We start from the raw sequence: 17,862 nt of genomic DNA, 5'->3' as shown, positions 1-17,862 counted from the left end.
AATTATTGCTGCCTTTTTATTTGATTAAATTATTTGAGCACGTGTGCTAATAATTCAATTGGGTGTTTAGGTTTAAATTTCTCATAGCGCTTTACTTGGCTACGACATGAAAACCCGGTTGACAAGAGTTGTTCTGATTTAGTTTTATCTACAATCGGCTTCCAACTCATTTCGTATAATGCACGAGAGTTATCTTGGTTTTGGGCTTCGTGCCCGTAAGTTCCCGCCATGCCGCAACAACCTGTATTGGTTGTGTTTAATGTTAGCCCAATATCGGAGAATATAGTTTGCCAAACATTGGCTGCCTTTGGCAGTGATGTGGTTTCAGTACAATGGGTCAATAATGTAAATTCGGTTTCATTATTTTTGTTTGCACTTAAGCCTTTAAACGATTGATTTTCTAACCATTCGTGGGCAAGTTGCACATTAAAATCACCGCGGTTATTTTCTAAAATTGTATTATATTCATCACGGTAACACATAACCAACGACGCATCTAATCCTACTAATGGCGCATTTATATCATTTAATTTATTTAAAAATTCAGCTGCGTTTTTGGCGGTTATTTTAAATTCGTGCAAAAACCCTTTTACATGTTGTGGTTTACCATTGGGTTTAAACGGTAACAACATTGGTTTTTTGCCAAGTTGAGTTATTAAAGTAATAAAGCTTTCTACTAATTCAGCTTCATAAAAACTAGTAAATGGATCTTGTACTATTAAAACGTATTCGCTTTGTTGCTGGGCATTTAAGTTAGTTAAAAGCTCAAAGCTAAATTGCTGTGCTTTGTTAATTCGTTTTGAAAGTGCCGGAATGCTCAGTTGGGGTGTATCAACATAGCCAACTGTTTTTTTAATTAAGCTGCTAACAAACGTTGTATTTACAACTGGGTTAATTATTTTCCCAAACTTGGCCATCAGTGGCGCGCTACTTTCTATGTTACCCACTAAGTAATCCTTAAGTGGACGTGCATAGTAACTGTGGTAGTAATTTAAAAATCGAGCACGAAAAGTAGGAACATCAACTTTTATAGGGCAAGCTGTTGTGCAAGCTTTACAGGCTAAACATTCATCCATAGACGCTTTTACTTCGTGAGAAAAATCGTAAAGACCTTTCTTTTTCTCGCGGCTATGTACAAATCGTTCCCACCAAGTAATGACTTCGCCTTTGTTTAATTCTTTTTCTACACCAAGCAAATCTATGTTTTTAGATTCTTGCAAACGCAGCCATTCGCGCATTAAACTCGCTCGTCCTTTTGGTGAATTCCGACGATCGCCTGTCACTTTATAAGACGGACACATTGGCGAATTTTCATCGTAGTTAAAACAAATACCATTACCGTTACACGTCATCGCGTTATTAAAACTGGTTTTTACATCGATTGAAATTTGTTTATCAAACCACGATCTTTTTTGCCCATCGACGCTGACTAGTGAGTCTTCACTATCGATTGGGGTGCATATTTTACCTGGGTTTATTCGATTATATGGGTCGAACGCTGTTTTAATTTTTCGTAGTTGAGTAAATAAATGTTCGCCAAAAAACGCCGGTCCATATTCACTACGGTAGCCTTTACCATGTTCGCCCCACATTAAGCCGCCGTACTTTGCAGTGAGTTTAACTACTTCGTCTGAAATTATACGTAGTAGTTTTTCTTGTTCTGGATCGCACATATCGAGTGCGGGTCTAACGTGTAAAACGCCAGCATCTACATGACCAAACATACCGTACTGTAGATTATGACTGTCGAGTAAAGCTCTAAACTCAACAATGTAATCGGCTAAGTTTTCTGGTGGTACGGCAGTGTCTTCTGCAAAAGCTAATGGTTTTTGACTGCCTTTTACATTACCAAGCAAACCAACCGACTTTTTACGCATTGCATAAATTTTTAAAATGTCGCTTTTGTTACTGGTAAGCTGATAGCCAATGACTCCATTTGTTTGATTAGCTACACAGTCGTCAAGTAATTTACAAAGGGAGTCTACTTTATCTTTTATGTCGTCGGCGGCAACAGCATTAAACTCAACCATATTGAGTCCTTGCATGTCTTTATGTGGAACGTCGGTAATTAAGTCCGATACTAAATTCCAAACAATATCTTCACGTGCAAGGTTTAATACTTTGCTATCAACGGTTTCTACCGATGTAGCACGAGCATCAACCAAAAAGGGAGAGTGACGAAGTGCTGAGTCAAAGCTGTCGTATTTAATATTTATTAATGTTTTAAATTCGACTATGGGGGTTAGGTTTAATTTTGCCTCAGTAACAATCCCAAGTGAACCTTCAGCACCGGTTATTAAGCGGCTCATATCAAAAGTAAGTAAGTCATCACTTAGTATATGTTCTAGGTCATAGCCGGTTAAAAAACGATTTAAACGTGGAAATTTAGTTAAAATAGCATCACGTTCATCAATGGCAATATTAAGTACGGTTTTGTATATAGAGCCGACTAAAGTGTCTTGCTCTGCAATAATTTTTGCTTTTTCGACATTTATTGGAGCGGTACTCATTGGTGTACCGTCTACTAAATAGGTTGTAAGGCCTAATACATGATCGCTTGTTTTACCGTAAACAAGTGAACCTTGACCTGATGCATCGGTGCTTATCATACCGCCTATGGTTGCACGATTACTGGTCGATAAATCGGGAGAAAAGAAAAACCCATAAGGTCTTAAAAAGTCGTTTAACTGATCTTTTATTACGCCGGTTTGAACCCGAACCCACCCTTCTTCTACGTTAATTTCGAGAATTTCACGCATATAACGGGATAAGTCAACAACAATACCAGGTGTTAAAGACTGGCCATTAGTGCCAGTGCCACCACCGCGAGGTCCAAACGTTAATGATAAAAAAGGGTCTCGTGATGCGGTTTGCAAAGCAAGTTGAATGTCTTTTTCGTTTTTGGGAAAAATAACACCTTGAGGCAATTGTTGGTAAATACTATTGTCGGTTGACGCAGTAATACGTGTTGCATAACTTGCATCGGTATCGCCCGTAAAGCCTTGCTTTTGTAATGTATTTAGGTAATTTGCGACAAGGTCTGACGCGGCATCTTGCTGAGTAATTGTTGCGATCATAACGGCATACTTTTAGACATTTGGTTAATTATATCATGCTGATTGCTAATAGAAATTGAAGAATTTACAGTTTGTAACACTCTTTTTGTCGATTTGAGCGCTGCTGTAATTATAATCAAGTTAACTACACGAGAGGTCATTTATATGAAAAAAATTGTATTACAGATCATGGGTGCGTTATTTATTTTATTAGGATTAATATTTGCGGTTGTACCTGGTCCATCACTTATATTTTTTATGGCTGGTTTATTGTGTTATTCGTTTTACTATCCAAAAGCGCGGTATTATTTGTCGCTTTGCCAAAAAGCACTGAGTAAATCGTGTCAGTATTTAGATAAGAAATTAGCACGCTATTAAAACAAGTTAAATTAAGCAACAAAAAAGCCAGCAAAAAATGCTGGCTTTTACATAGTTACACGGTTATTTAGCTAATTTTTTAGCTAAATATAACCAAGTTTCGATTACTGTATCTGGGTTTAATGATACAGAGTCTATGCCTTGGTCTACCAACCATGCAGCAAAGTCTTCATGATCTGAAGGGCCTTGACCACAAATACCTACATACTTTCCTTTTGCTTTGGCTGTTTGAATTGCCATAGAAAGCAGCTTTTTGATTGCAGGGTCTCGCTCGTCAAATAAATGAGCAATTAGACCTGAATCTCGGTCTAAACCTAGAGTTAACTGTGTTAAATCGTTAGAGCCGATTGAAAAGCCATCAAAGTGTTCTAAAAACTCTTCAGCAAGCAATGCATTTGACGGAAGTTCACACATCATAATTACTTTAAGACCATTTTCGCCACGTTTAAGGCCATGCTCTTCTAGTAATTCGATTACGCGCTTACCTTCTTCAAGTGTGCGTACGAATGGAATCATGATTTCAATGTTAGTCATGTCCATGGTATTACGTACACGCTTAATAGCTTCACACTCTAGTGCAAAACAGTCGCGGAAGTCTTCAGATATGTAACGTGCTGCACCACGAAAACCTATCATTGGGTTTTCTTCTTCTGGCTCGTATTGTTGGCCACCCACTAAGTTAGCATATTCGTTTGATTTAAAATCGGACATACGAACAATTACACGCTCTGGTGCAAACGCACAACCTAATGTCGAAATACCTTCAACGAGTTTTGAAATGTAAAATTCGACAGGTGAATCGTAACCGGCAATCATGTCGGTTATTTCAGCTTTAAGGGCATCTGTTTGTGCATCAAAATTTAATAACGCTTTTGGATGCACACCAATCATACGGTTAATAATAAACTCAACACGGGCAAGACCAACACCTGAATGTGGTAAACGTGCAAAGTCGAATGCGCGGTCTGGGTTACCTACGTTCATCATCACTTTCATTGGTAGGTCTGGCATTTCGTCAACACGTGAAGTGAGCACTTCAAAGTCTAAAATACCTTCGTAAATGAAACCCGTATCGCCTTCGGCGCATGATACAGTTACTTCCTGCCCTGCTTTAATTAGGTCGGTTGCATTACCACAACCTACCACGGCAGGAATACCAAGCTCACGGGCTATGATTGCTGCGTGACATGTACGGCCACCACGATTAGTTACAATCGCTGCTGCACGTTTCATGATCGGCTCCCAGTCTGGGTCGGTCATGTCGGTAACTAAAATATCACCAACCTGTACTTGATCCATTTCGTCAATCGAGTCGAGTACACGTACAACACCGCTACCAATTTTATGGCCGATTGCGCGCCCTTCTACAACAATGTTGCTTGAACCGTTTAATTGAAAACGTTCCATTACGTTGGTGTCTTCGTTTGAACGAACCGTTTCTGGACGAGCTTGCACTATATATAGTTTGCCGTCGTTACCGTCTTTTGCCCATTCGATGTCCATCGGACGGCCGTAATGCTTTTCAATTATTACAGCTTGCTTGGCAAGGTCTTGTACTTCTTCGTCTGTAATTGAAAATTTATTAGAAAGTTCTGGATTAACATCCACTATTTCTACTTGTTTGCCGTGTGCTTTGTCGTCTGAGTAAATCATTTGAATGGCTTTAGAACCAATATTACGACGAACTACAGAAGGCTTCTCTTTTAATAATGTTGGTTTATGTACATAAAATTCGTCTGGGTTAACAGCACCTTGTACAACCATTTCACCTAAACCGTAGCTTGAAGTAACAAACACAACATCTTCAAAGCCAGATTCAGTATCGATACTAAACATAACGCCAGATGCTGATTTATCTGAGCGTACCATACGCTGGATACCAGCTGATAAAGCAACACCACGATGATCGTAACCTTGGTGAACACGATACGAAATTGCGCGGTCGTTAAATAATGATGCAAAAACGTGTTTAATTGCAACCATAACGGAATCGATACCAACTACATTTAAAAATGTTTCCTGTTGGCCTGCGAAAGATGCATCGGGCATATCTTCAGCGGTTGCAGATGAACGAACTGCAAATGATACATCTGCTGAAGCGTCGCCATGAAGTTGGCTATATGCATCGCGAATGGCTTGGTCTAAATTTGGTTGGAATGGTGTATCGATTATCCACTGGCGGATATCGGCACCTACTTTAGCGAGTGTATTTACATCATCAACATCGAGTGTATCTAAGATGTCATGAATTTTGGCATTGAGTCCAGATTGGTCTAAAAACTCATTAAAAGCATCGGCGGTTGTTGCGAAACCACCCGGTACTTGTACACCAGCGTTAGCTAGGTTAGAGATCATTTCACCAAGAGAGGCATTTTTACCACCTACTCGAGGAACATCTTGCATACCAAGCTCTTGATACCAGAGAACGTATTCTTGCACGGGTCTTTCTCCAAAAAACAAATTGTAGTTGAAACTGTGAGAGTTAAGAAAGAAAACCTTTTATAAAGGCCACCTTCATTCTACACTGGCAACAGTCCTCGCGTAAACCGTGAGTAACCCATTTTAGGGATTAAAAGTAACAAAAAGGTTAATTATGAGAACTGCATTTTATATATCTGATGGAACAGCAATTACATCAGAAGTGTTTGGGCATGCAACGTTATCTTTGTTTCCAATCGATTTTAATCACAAAACTATTCCTTTCGTAGAAACAGAAGAAAAAGCACTCGAAATTAAAGCGTTAATTAATGCAACGGCTGCAAAAACAGGTGAAAAACCCTTTGTATTTTTTACATTTGTAAATCACAGTTTGAGCGAAATTATAAAATCAGCAGATGCTATTCCGTATGATTTTTTGACCACTTACAGCGAAAAAATTGAAAAAGAACTACAGGTAGCACCTGTACCAAAAATGCACCGGACACATTCTATACACGAGAAAAGTTATGACTTTAGAATAGACGCGGTGAACTACGCTTTAATGAATGACGATGGAGGCAATATTAAAAACTTTTCTGAGGCTGATATTATTTTAATTGGTGTGAGCCGAAGTGGTAAAACACCAACTAGTTTGTACTTAGCTTTACAATATGGCATTAAAGCAGCCAACTACCCTATCACTGAAGAAGATTTAGAAAGCGAAGGTTTACCTAAATGCTTAGTGCCTTACAAACATAAATTATTTGGTTTAACTATTGACCCAGAAAGGCTCGCTGCAATTAGACACAGACGAATGGCCAATTCTAAATATGCTTCTATCAGGCAGTGCCGTATTGAAGTACGTGAAGTTGAAATGCTCTATAAACGTCATAAAATTGCGTACTTTAATTCAACCCATCATTCAGTTGAAGAAATATCTGCAAAAATACTAATGGATACCGACTTAGAGCGTCGTAAGTACTAACTTATTTATAATTAAAATAATAAAAAAAGCCGCTATTAAGCGGCTTTTTATATGAGTGCGTTTTATTTACGTGCGTCTTTTAATAAATCAGCAACTAAAAAGCCTAACTCTAGTACTTGGTCTGCATTAAGACGAGGGTCACATTGTGTTTTGTAACGCTGCGCTAAATCGTCGTCTGATAAACCATATGCTCCGCCAGTACATTCAGTAACATGTTGACCTGTCATTTCTAAGTGAACACCACCTGCGTATGAACCTTCTGCTTTGTGAACAGAGAAAAACTGGCTAATCTCACGCATTATATTGTCAAAGTTGCGAGTTTTGTAACCAGAGGTCGCTTTTTCAGTATTGCCATGCATAGGATCTGAGCTCCAAATTACCTTACGCCCTTCCTGTTGAACTTTACGTACTAGTGCTGGTAATTTTTCTGGCAGTATATCTGCACCCATGCGAGTAATTAATGTTAACCGACCTGGGATGTTATCTGGATTTAATGCATCAATTAAACGTATTAATTCATCTGGGTCCATACCTGGGCCAACTTTTACACCAATAGGGTTTTTAATGCCTTTAAAAAACTCAATGTGTGCGTGATCTAATTGACGTGTGCGTTCACCAATCCAAACAAAGTGCGCTGAACAGTCATACCAATCGCCCGATAAGTGATCACGTCGTGTTAGTGCTTCTTCGTAGCCCAGTAACAATGCTTCGTGTGATGTATAAAGGTCAGTCTCTTTAAGGCTAGGAGCAATAGTTGAATTAATACCACATACTTCCATAAATTCTAGTGCATCTTGAATCTTGTCAGCTAACTGTTGGTATTTTTGTTTTTGTGGATTGGCAGCTACAAACCCCATGTTCCAGCGATTGACCTGATGTAAATCAGCTAGACCACCCTGTGCAAATGCACGCAATAAATTCAACGTAGCAGCACTATGATGGTATGCCGTCATCAAACGCTGTGGATCTGGTATGCGCGCTTCAGCTGTGAAGTCAATGTTGTTAATGATGTCGCCACGGTATGATGGTAGTGAAACACCATCAATAGTTTCTAAATCTGCAGAACGTGGTTTGGCATATTGTCCAGCCATACGCGCTATTTTAACTACTGGGCACTTTCCGCCATAAGTTAAAACCACTGCCATTTGTAAAATTGTTTTAAACGTATCTCGAATATTGGCTGCGTTAAAATCACTAAACGACTCTGCGCAGTCTCCACCTTGAAGTAAAAATGCGCGGCCTTCACATACATCTTCAAGCTGTTTAAATAGGCTACGCGTTTCTTCTGCAAAAACTAACGGTGGTGCTGTTTTTAATTGGCCTTCAACAGACTTTAATACTTCTTGATCTGGGTACTGTGGTTGCTGCAGTATTGGCAGTTCTCTCCAGCTATTTGGGTTCCACGATTGCATATTCTATCCTCATTCCTGCTTTACCTGATGTAGTGAAATTAACGTATGCAAGTACCTCTATTCAAGCACTAAATTCACTATTTACTAATTATTTTGTTATGGGGTAGTTATAAACAAACATTAATCACTTTATTTTTGCATTTATATGAAAAATAAACTTCATCAAGTTTGTAATATAAACGCTTAATATCAATAAATTACAAATAAAAACATTAGATTTATAGTGTACAAGAAGTGTTAGCATAGTAAGGGATATTATTAGCAATATACATAGGAACACATCATACTTAATTACCGCTCATTGTACTCTTAACTTTACAGTGGAAGTTAAGTAATTGTTGGCGCTAGTATTGCGTTTGTAAATTATTGTGCTACCGAAGCATACTCAAGGTTTAGGTACGACCCCCTAAGGTTAATAATCTTATGTAAAAGAGTCACCTATGTACAGAACATTAAAGAACACATCATACTATAAGCTATTAAAATTTATTCTCAGCATCAGTGGATGTATACACTATTGCAATCAAAGGACAAGGTTAGTATTCTTATTCATAAATGTAAGATGTGTTCTTGGTGTGTTGTGGTCTCAAAAATTAAAATAAGAAGTCAGTTTGATTTAATGAGCGAGTTAACCTCATTATTGATTGGTGAACTCAAGCAGTGTGAATATTCAAAAGCTGAATATTATAAGTTGCCTGATGTGAGTGCTAGCGAGGAAGATAATGTGCCTCAAAGTATATCCGTTTCAAAGATAACGGGAGATGATGCTCAACGAGCTATTTTTAATTCATTTACTGATATATATACAAAGTCAGGATTAAGTAGTCGAGTACTTAAAAGACACCCTGGTTTATTAATTATAAAAAACGCTGATAAACAGGCGCTTGCTAATAGGATTGCTCAGGTAAATACAGCTAAAGCAGCATTTAAAGAATGTATTCTGAGTATTGATAACAACGACGCTCGTTTTGAAGCTGTTCATAATGCTGTACCAAATTTAATTACCCTAGCCGCATACAGAAAAATACACAGTGAAAGTGAATCACCTTTTTCTGTTAGATTTACATGGATGCACAAACACGCAACCAAAACCCTCACTAAAAAAATGGCTCTCGAGATGTTAAGTAAATCTGCAGGTTATACAAACCCAAGAATGATCGACCAACAAAAATGGCAATCTCTGGTCGCTCAAGAACAAATGAGAATAGCAAGTTTAGGTGAAAAGGAAAAACTAAGAATAAGACGCCCTACTCGAGTAAGCCCGCAAGTTAATATCAGATACACTGCACAAAATCGTTACCACGTTAGTGCTGCATTACCATTTATATTAATAAACCCCGAGCCCGATGTTAAAATTGGTACCTTACCAGATTACGAAAAGCCAGCTAGTCACCCTCGAAAACGAGAGTATGATTTCCTAGTAGATAGACTTTACCTTGAACAGGTAACAAATTAATTATGTTAAAAAGGCCACATTAAGCGGCCTTTTAGTATGTGTAATAGCAAAAATAAATTATTAACTATTTTTCGACTATTTCTTCTATTTTATCTTCATCAATTAAAACGGCGTTTTCAACGATGCGTTTACCGCCTTGAATTTCAATACGTTTATTATGCTTGTTCAATGTAAGTATTTCATCACAAAATTGATCTGACGGGTGCATTTCATAGGTGTAATCTATAATATTGCCTGTTTTATCGTCTTTTACATTGGTAATACTGTATTCAGAGATAGCCCCCTTTTCAATAAGGTCTTTCATAGTCGTTGTCATATCACGACGTAATGCTTTTAATTTGTTTTCTGTAATGTTGTCGGTTGAGTATATCGAACCATATTTTTCCATAATAGAAAGCAATCTGAAATGATACGTTTTGCCAGGTGCCGCATAGCGCCAAAGGTGGTATAAACGTAACATCATCCAGCGTGATAATCCCCGCTTTAATTCTTGGGCACTATTAAAATAATAACCTTTATATTCAAGGTTATCGATCATGTTATGAACAAAAGCATTTAAACACGCAACGCATTTAACATTGCCTCCCTGCCCCTTTTTCCCGCTAAAATGTAAAGAAGATAAAAAATTCATATTTGATTCGTAGAACGAATCATCAATGTCTGAATTTTTAGTATCTGTTGCAGAATATTTAAACGAGAGTTTTGAGCCTTGAAGTGCTTCAAGCGATTCTTTAATAGCAGGATATGGCATAGACTGACCAACCGCTTTAAGTTCTTGTGCTAACTCGTTCATAGAAAAAACAACGGCATATTGAATACCGGACTTAAAATTTATTTTTACTATTTTACCTTTGGAGGCTAAACGGATAAGAGCACGTTCTACTTTTTCTTCTCTATCTGATGGCCAGACTAGGTATTCAATATCTTCACCGTCTTTACGAGTACTAACAACTGCCGGTGTTATTTTTATTTCGCCGTCATATAAGATACCATCTACTTTTTCTGATATCTTACGCGTAATAATTGTTTTTTTAGGCGCTTCTTCTAATGGAAGTTTTTTATGACCCGATCGAACAAAACGTCCCCATAAATCGTAATGATTAAATGTATTAGAATAAGCACGTAAACCATGTGCTGCATTTTCAATAGAAATGCGAACGTCTTTGTTATCTGTAAATAGTGCTAAACTTTCGTTATCAATTGCACTTTCCACCCCGTGAATTTGGCCTCTTAATGTATCAGGCAAGTTATCTACCGAGATGTTGACCTTTCGGCTCATTGTTCTTATTTCCATTTATTATTGCGACATCTAATAACAACACATAAAACAAAAAAAGTTAAATGTTTAAGTTAGTATAAAAGTGATCTGCCTTTAATTAATCAACTCAGATCAGTTTTATACTAAGTAGTCGCGTTTTTCTTTAATTTAAGATCATCATTATACTAACAAAGGTGTTTCAAATCTCATTTTTACTAACTCAGTTAAAAATTTGTCCACTAGTATGCTAAATTTAGCGGGCAAAGCACGACAAATTTTGTATTTAATATACCAGCCTGTGTATAAGAGCATTGTCAGTTAGCATAGATCTGATCTGTACTTACTACAGATCAGATCTATACCAATTAATTACTGCATTTACTTAACTGAACGGTGTATAACTTTCTAATTTACTTAGTAAAAGCATGATCTTAAGTACCGTATTTGTTTATAACTTTAAGGGTAAGCTGTGTATAACTACAAAATATATTTAGCAGTTAATCAAATGCTGATCTGTAAGTTATTAAAGATCTGATCTTAACCACGTATAATACTGATCTACTTTTTTAACATTTATTTATATTTATCATGTATTTACACGCTTATTTTCCGCCCTTAACCTTTATTACCTTATATATTTAACCACCTTTATACTTCTTTATTTATACTAAGCAATATTAAAGGTGTAAAATTATTATATGATGTCTTCTTTTTAAAACACATGTCGCCATAAATAGTTGTTTACAGGTATTTGAATGGACATTATACTAATTACCTAACTTTGAGGAAGGAAAGTATGTCAATTAATAATAATGCGCTAGATACCTATCGACTTTTAAAAGCAACAGCTGAAGTTGCTGAAAAGTCACTAGAAGGACGTATTCAACATTATCGCGCTCATCTTAAATCAGAAGAAAAAGAATTAAGAACATACACCCAAAAAGCAGCCGCTGATTTATTAGGATGTAACAATCGTACATTAAAACGTCGTCATGACAATGGTGACTTTGACGATTTGAACATCAAACGTGGTGCTAACGGGCATTACGCTTACACCTTGGTTAATATATTTGCAATGGCAGATATAATGGATATAAAGCCTGATCACCGAGCTAATAGCGATAAACTACAGGTTATTGTTATTAATTCGCTCAAAGGAGGATGCGGCAAAACAACTAGTATGGTTAATATTGCAGCGGCATTAGCCACTACAAATATTAAGCGTTACCGCATTGGTATTATAGATCTCGATCCTCAGGGCTCTTCGTCTAGCTTTTTCCCATCGAGTGAGCATGATCCCATTACTGTCGGCGACTTAATGCGCGATTGTATTGATTTAGATGACGGTGAAACCTGGCCAGAATTCGTTTCAAGTTCATTTTTACCAACGCATATACCAAACATTCGTGTCTTACCTTCTGGTATGGATGATTTTTACTTTGAACACGAAACTGCAACTTTACTCAAAGACACCTCTAATTATGAAGAGACTCGTCATTATCATAAATTACTCGAAAAGGTCATTGCTCCTGTAAAAGACGAATTCGATATATTACTAATAGACACAGCACCCACTCTTAACTTTATGTTTTACAATGCATTAATGGCATCAACAGCAATGTTAATTCCCGTTCACCCAGAAGCGGTCGATTTTGATGCTAATAATAAATATTTAAAACGTTTAGGTGAGATTTATCATACTGTTGCAGCTCTTGGCCATGAAGGTTGGGACTTTATGCAATTTCTAGTAACGAACTACGTTAAAGGTAACCACTCACAGCGTGACATTGTTAAAGATGTACGTAGCGCTTTTGGTCGTCAAGTTATGAGTTATCCAATTAACCATAGCTCTGCAATTACGGCTAGTTCGTCTTCTTTCAACACCATATTTGATCAAAAAGCGTCAGACAGTCTAGCAAGCCGCGAATCACTTATGCGTGCTCAAGAAAATATTAAAGATGTTGTTGATGAACTTGAAATGCTGATCCGATCTAACTGGCAATCTACCCAATCAAAACTAAATACCCCTAAGTAAGGATGTTAAATAACAATGGCTAAAAAACGTAAAAACGACACCCGCTTAGACCCGTTTGCAACGGCTGTAGGGAATAGCAGCCTTGATGCGCTTTTAGAGCAAGCGAATGCTGGCGATGTTATTAAAATGCCTGCACCGAGTGACTCTTCGCGCCAGATTACCCTTGTTTGTAAAGTAATTTCGCATGCTGATATTCAAAAAACGACTAATGTTTATGGTAAAAATCGTCGTGTCCAGTCGTTATTAAATGAAAAATCGGTCTCGGATATCCTTCCTGCTATTCGTGAGGATGGACGAAACCAGCATCCTGCTCTGCTTTGGGAGCAAGATGATTCAAGTTTGGTACTTGCTGGTTCGCGCCGTCGAATGGCGTGTATTTTAGGTAATGCAGATTATCTTGTTTTAAGTTCAAGCGATTTCACAGAGCAAGATGCTAAAATTTTAGCTGTATCGTCCGATCAATACATAGCACCAAGCCTGTGGGAATTAGGCCAAGCTTACCAACAAACCAAAAACGAGCTGCTCGAACAAGGTAAAAAAGGATCGTACCGCGAAATTGCTGCAATTGAAGGTGTATCTCACACCGCAATTGCAGACGCAATAAAAGCGTATGAGCAAATACCGTCTTCTGTTATTGCTTTGTATCCAACCGCTAATCACGTTGGTCGAGAAGTCGCTAAAAAGCTTATTACTGCCAAGGAGCGTAACGCAGAGAGCTTTAACCGACTGATAGCTGATGTAGCTGGCAATACTGAAGTAAACGCCATTACAAGTGACGACAAGCGTGCTATGGCTATCACTAAGTTATTGACTACAGAACCTCAAGCGGCTTCAAAAAAAGAAGCTGTACTCGAAAACGAGTATGTAATGTTGCAGCGAAACTTAAAAAGTGGCGATGTATCAATTAAAATTAACAATAAAGTTATGACAGACAAGCGTTTAGAGCAGTTAACTAAGTTACTTAGTGCATTTAATTAGTTAGTAAAAAAATGATCTGCTAGGTCCTATAAGTTAGTAAAATCATGATCTACCAGCCTGCTCAGTTAGTAAAAATTTGATCTAAAATAGCGTTTATTTAGCTGCTTTACCTAAATAGCGTCGCTGAGATCATTTTTTTACTAACTATTTACCACTTCAGCACCATTCTGTGAGTTATCCGTTTATCCCTTAGTAAAATTATGATCTGTAAAGCCCCCATGCTGTGTAAAAAGGTGTTTATATTTTGTACGTTATTTGTGGGTTATTGTTTATTTTTTTATTATTGGGCTATTTAGTACCACAAACCGAATTTTTACCAAGCTATCAGCTCCAACCAGTTTACATTACTGTGAATAGTGCTTTAGCTCAGCGCTTATAAGGCATATACTGGGAAAATTATTTTTAAAAATTAATCCTTTGAGTGACATGTCTGCTAACCTATCAAAAAATGATTTACTCGCTATTTTTGAAGAAATTAAAAATGAGCAGGCTACCCAGTTTCCTCTTTCCGAACGCTTTATAAATAAACTGTTTAAGCCAAACGTGTTGGCAAAAGGAAAAGAATATTATAAAAATGGTAAAATTACTTGGTTAGAACATAACAGTGATTTTTCGGTGGTAGACTCAACTGTTCAAAGTGATACCGGTGCTTCGTATAACCAGCGAGTTGAGATCAGTAAATTACCAGCGGGTTATTCTGTTGATACCCATTGCACCTGTAATATCAAAACAAAATGCCTACACCTCGCAGCCATTTTACTAAAGCTCAAAATAGAGCACTCTGGTGAGTATGGCGAAGACTACTTTATAAATGATTGGTTCAGCGAATTAAGTACACTTAAAAGTACCGAATTAACAACCCCATCCCAAGTGTTACTTTTTATATTAAGTGTTGAAAATAATAAAGTATTTATATCTCCCAAAATTGCTAATTATGATAAAAACCAAAATTATACGTTAGGGCGTAACCTAACCGACCAGCAATTAAATAGCTTTATAACGCCAAATGATTTACTTGAAAGTGACTTTAGGCTTTACAGCTGGATTCGCTCACAAAATGCAGTCGGTAGCCTCGAGCTAAAAGGTCAATGGGGATTTAGTGCGTTACAGCAGTTAATTGCTACCGAGCGCTTATTTTTACATCGCTCTCGTGTTGCAATTAAACCTCAAAGTGGTCAATCACTTAGTTTTAATTGGCAACAAGAAAAAGAGCTTACAAAATTAGTTGTTAACTTAGAACAAAGTAAAAATTGGGCGGTGCTCAAAACCACACCGCCCACATATATTGATCTTGACCATCTAAAAGTTGGCCGCATACGTACACCGTTAAGTGGCGATGAAATAGCGCATTTACAAACCATGCCTGCAATACACAGCGCTAATTTTGATCGTATTTATAAGCAGCTTGCAGATAACTTTGGTGCGGGAGTTATCCCTCACCCTACCAATACGCAATCTGTTTTACCGCAAACAGCGAGTAACGCAGTAATTAAAGTATCTATGGGAGATGCTGGTTTAAGGCTGTCCTTATCCTTTAGGTATAAAAATAAAAATTACCCTGCAGGTAAAGCGCCAAATAATTTAATTAATAGCGCGTTTGAAAACACAATAACCAATGAGCTTGTTAATTTAGGTTTTGAGTTTTGTAAAGGGGGTTTACAAAGTGAGTTTACTTTCAACAAGCAATCGGCTATTCATCTGCATTGGTTAACTTACGAGGTATTTCCGAGCTTTAAAGAGCATGGTTGGAAAGTCACTATTGGTAAGATGGATATCGCCAATCCACAAAGTGAAGTATCACTTATTGCTAATAGAGCTGCAGGGCATCAAATGCACTGTAAAGTGCTCATTAACAATAGTAAGCTTTCGCACCTTTTTAGTGACGAAGATCCACTTTATCAATCGTTAAATCGACAAAGTCAGTTGTTTCATTACTACCCTGTTGGCCGACAGTTTGGTGTTATTAATAAGTCAGCTATAAATTTGCTGACTGATTTTAAGCAACGTTTTGAATTTGTAAAAACGCGTGATGAATTTAATATACCGCTTTCGTACTTGCCAGAACTTGTAAAACATACTGCAATCAACGTTGAGCTTCACGACGATTCACTCGAGCGCTACCTTGAGGAGCTTAACAATACCGGTAAAGCTATGCCGAGTGTATCGCTGCATGGCTTAAATGAGTCGGTTGAACTTAGAGAGTATCAACAGCAAGGTGTTGATTGGCTAAGTTTTTTAAAACGTCATAAACTTGGTGGCATTTTAGCTGACGATATGGGGTTGGGTAAAACACTGCAAGTCATTGCGTTTTTAACAAGTACGTATAATCGCCCACAAGCTGGCCCTACACTCATTGTGTGTCCAACTAGCTTAGTGAGTAACTGGCAAAACGAAATAATAAAATTTACTAAAGGTCTTAAGGTAATAACCATATTTGGCGCTAATCGCAACGAGCCATTAAAGCACCTAGCACAAGCACAATGTATACTTACAACTTACCCTTTATTAAAGCGCGACATAGCTTATTATTCGCCGCTTTATTTTGAAAATATAATTCTTGATGAAGCGCAATATATTAAAAACGATTCTGCTCAGGTATCACGATTAGTAAAAAGGCTTAATGCTGATTTTAAATTGTGCTTAAGCGGTACCCCAATTGAAAACAACTTACTTGAGCTTAAGTCTTTACTCGACTTTGCTATGCCCTCTTTATTAGGCTCTCAAGCTCATTTTAAACAACATTTTCAAACGCCTATTGAACGCGAAGCCGATATGGAACGTGCCGAGCAATTAAAAGCACTCATAATGCCGTTTATTATGCGTCGAACTAAAGCACAAGTTGCGCAAGAACTACCGCAAAAAACAGAAATTACTAAAGAATTTGAGTTTGAGCCTAAACAAAAAGAAATGTATCAAGGAATAACACGTGCACTTGAAGAAAAGCTAATTGATCTATTTGCTGAGCAAGGCGTTCAAAAAAGTAAACTTGCCTTTTTAGAGGCTTTACTAAAGCTTAGGCAAATTTGTTGCCATCCAAAGCTTATTGAGCCCGATACACAAGCAGGCTCTGCAAAATTAGAATGGTTGTCTACTCACCTCCCTTTAATGTTGAGCCTAGGGCGTAAAGTAATTATATTTAGCCAATTTACGTCCGCGTTAGATTTAATTGCTAAACAATTGAATGAGCTAAACATTAACTTTAGTTTATTAACAGGCCAAACTCGCCATCGCGATAAAGTCATTGATGAGTTTACCAGTGGGAAAACGTCTGTATTTTTAATTAGCTTAAAAGCAGGTGGTACTGGGCTTAATTTAACACAAGCAGATACCGTTATTCATTTCGATCCATGGTGGAACCCTGCGGTAGAAAAGCAAGCCACCGATCGAGCCTACCGTATTGGGCAAACAAATCCTGTTTTTGTTTATAAGTTGATAATGAGTCATTCAATTGAACAAAAAGTTTTTAAAATGCAAGAGGACAAACAAGCACTTGTTGATGCCCTATTTACTGATAAATCAATGAGTTTTACACAGTTTGATGAGCAACAAATGTTGTCACTTATAAAAAGTTAATTTATTTTAAAATTAGTGCGATCTTTTTTGAACTTATTCAAATCTAGGGCGTCTACTATTATGCTTGTTGATTAATTGCAGTTAACACAAGTTTTCATGTTGATTTCCTATTTAGTTACTAACTTTTAGTAATGATTAAGCCAGTTCATTTTGAACTGGCTTTTTTTATGCTTCTTTTTAGTTGCCCATTAGCTGGGGCTGAAGTTATACCAATCCGCAATAATGCTTAATCATTTTGTGGGGCCAAAAGTGTCGCTATCTGCGTTAAAAAATTCTTATTTACGACTGCATGGGTGCAGAAGGTAGAGCAATG

General features: G+C 37.4%; 10 protein-coding genes. 6 read left to right on the top strand and 4 right to left on the bottom strand.

What is annotated here, in order from left to right; all coding sequences use genetic code 11:
* Positions 1 to 29: 29 nt before the first annotated feature.
* Positions 30 to 3,077 carry a D-2-hydroxyglutarate dehydrogenase YdiJ gene (gene ydiJ, locus AC27I2_RS19205; protein ID WP_487205199.1) on the bottom strand — a complete coding sequence of 1,016 codons (3,048 nt, stop codon included), beginning with the start codon at positions 3,075 to 3,077 and terminating at the stop codon, positions 30 to 32.
* A 144-nt stretch (positions 3,078 to 3,221) separates the two neighbouring features.
* Here ydiJ and AC27I2_RS19200 point away from each other — a divergent pair, with 144 nt between their 5' ends.
* The gene (locus AC27I2_RS19200) at positions 3,222 to 3,434 is read left to right on the top strand and encodes a PGPGW domain-containing protein (protein ID WP_219422255.1); all 213 of its coding nucleotides are present in this window, start codon (positions 3,222 to 3,224) and stop codon (positions 3,432 to 3,434) included.
* 63 nt (positions 3,435 to 3,497) lie between these two features.
* Here AC27I2_RS19200 and ppsA read toward each other — a convergent pair whose 3' ends face one another.
* Positions 3,498 to 5,873: a phosphoenolpyruvate synthase gene (gene ppsA / locus AC27I2_RS19195; protein ID WP_138528249.1), complete on the bottom strand. Its 2,376-nt coding sequence runs from the start codon at positions 5,871 to 5,873 to the stop codon at positions 3,498 to 3,500.
* A gap of 154 nt (positions 5,874 to 6,027) precedes the next feature.
* Between ppsA and ppsR the strand changes: the two genes are divergently transcribed.
* Positions 6,028 to 6,837 (top strand): posphoenolpyruvate synthetase regulatory kinase/phosphorylase PpsR, encoded by an 810-nt coding sequence (gene ppsR / locus AC27I2_RS19190; protein ID WP_487205198.1) that lies wholly within the window; start codon positions 6,028 to 6,030, stop codon positions 6,835 to 6,837.
* A 62-nt stretch (positions 6,838 to 6,899) separates the two neighbouring features.
* Here ppsR and AC27I2_RS19185 read toward each other — a convergent pair whose 3' ends face one another.
* Positions 6,900 to 8,249 carry a class II 3-deoxy-7-phosphoheptulonate synthase gene (locus AC27I2_RS19185; protein ID WP_058405349.1) on the bottom strand — a complete coding sequence of 450 codons (1,350 nt, stop codon included), beginning with the start codon at positions 8,247 to 8,249 and terminating at the stop codon, positions 6,900 to 6,902.
* A 580-nt stretch (positions 8,250 to 8,829) separates the two neighbouring features.
* Between AC27I2_RS19185 and AC27I2_RS19180 the strand changes: the two genes are divergently transcribed.
* The gene (locus AC27I2_RS19180) at positions 8,830 to 9,705 is read left to right on the top strand and encodes a DNA replication terminus site-binding protein (RefSeq protein ID WP_487205197.1); all 876 of its coding nucleotides are present in this window, start codon (positions 8,830 to 8,832) and stop codon (positions 9,703 to 9,705) included.
* Between the two features lie 64 nt (positions 9,706 to 9,769).
* On the opposite strand, the gene AC27I2_RS19175 is transcribed toward AC27I2_RS19180, so the two are convergent.
* Positions 9,770 to 10,984 (bottom strand): hypothetical protein, encoded by a 1,215-nt coding sequence (locus tag AC27I2_RS19175; RefSeq protein ID WP_006793243.1) that lies wholly within the window; start codon positions 10,982 to 10,984, stop codon positions 9,770 to 9,772.
* 775 nt (positions 10,985 to 11,759) lie between these two features.
* On the opposite strand from AC27I2_RS19175, the gene AC27I2_RS19170 reads away from it, so the two are divergent.
* The 3 genes from AC27I2_RS19170 (at position 11,760) to AC27I2_RS19160 (ending at position 17,549) form a co-directional block, all read left to right on the top strand.
* Positions 11,760 to 12,998, top strand: a complete 1,239-nt coding sequence (locus AC27I2_RS19170) for an AAA family ATPase (RefSeq protein WP_487205196.1) — start codon at positions 11,760 to 11,762, stop codon at positions 12,996 to 12,998.
* A 15-nt stretch (positions 12,999 to 13,013) separates the two neighbouring features.
* The gene (locus AC27I2_RS19165; RefSeq protein ID WP_219422258.1) at positions 13,014 to 13,976 is read left to right on the top strand and encodes a transcriptional regulator; all 963 of its coding nucleotides are present in this window, start codon (positions 13,014 to 13,016) and stop codon (positions 13,974 to 13,976) included.
* A 426-nt stretch (positions 13,977 to 14,402) separates the two neighbouring features.
* Entirely contained in the window at positions 14,403 to 17,549 is a 3,147-nt protein-coding gene (locus tag AC27I2_RS19160) for a DEAD/DEAH box helicase (protein ID WP_487205195.1), read from the top strand.
* Positions 17,550 to 17,862 lie beyond the last annotated feature (313 nt).

It is taken from the genome of Pseudoalteromonas sp. NH0006-46, from assembly GCF_057547735.1.
The sequence above is the reverse complement of the archived record's forward strand: the minus strand, read 5'-3'. Positions and strand labels throughout refer to the sequence as shown.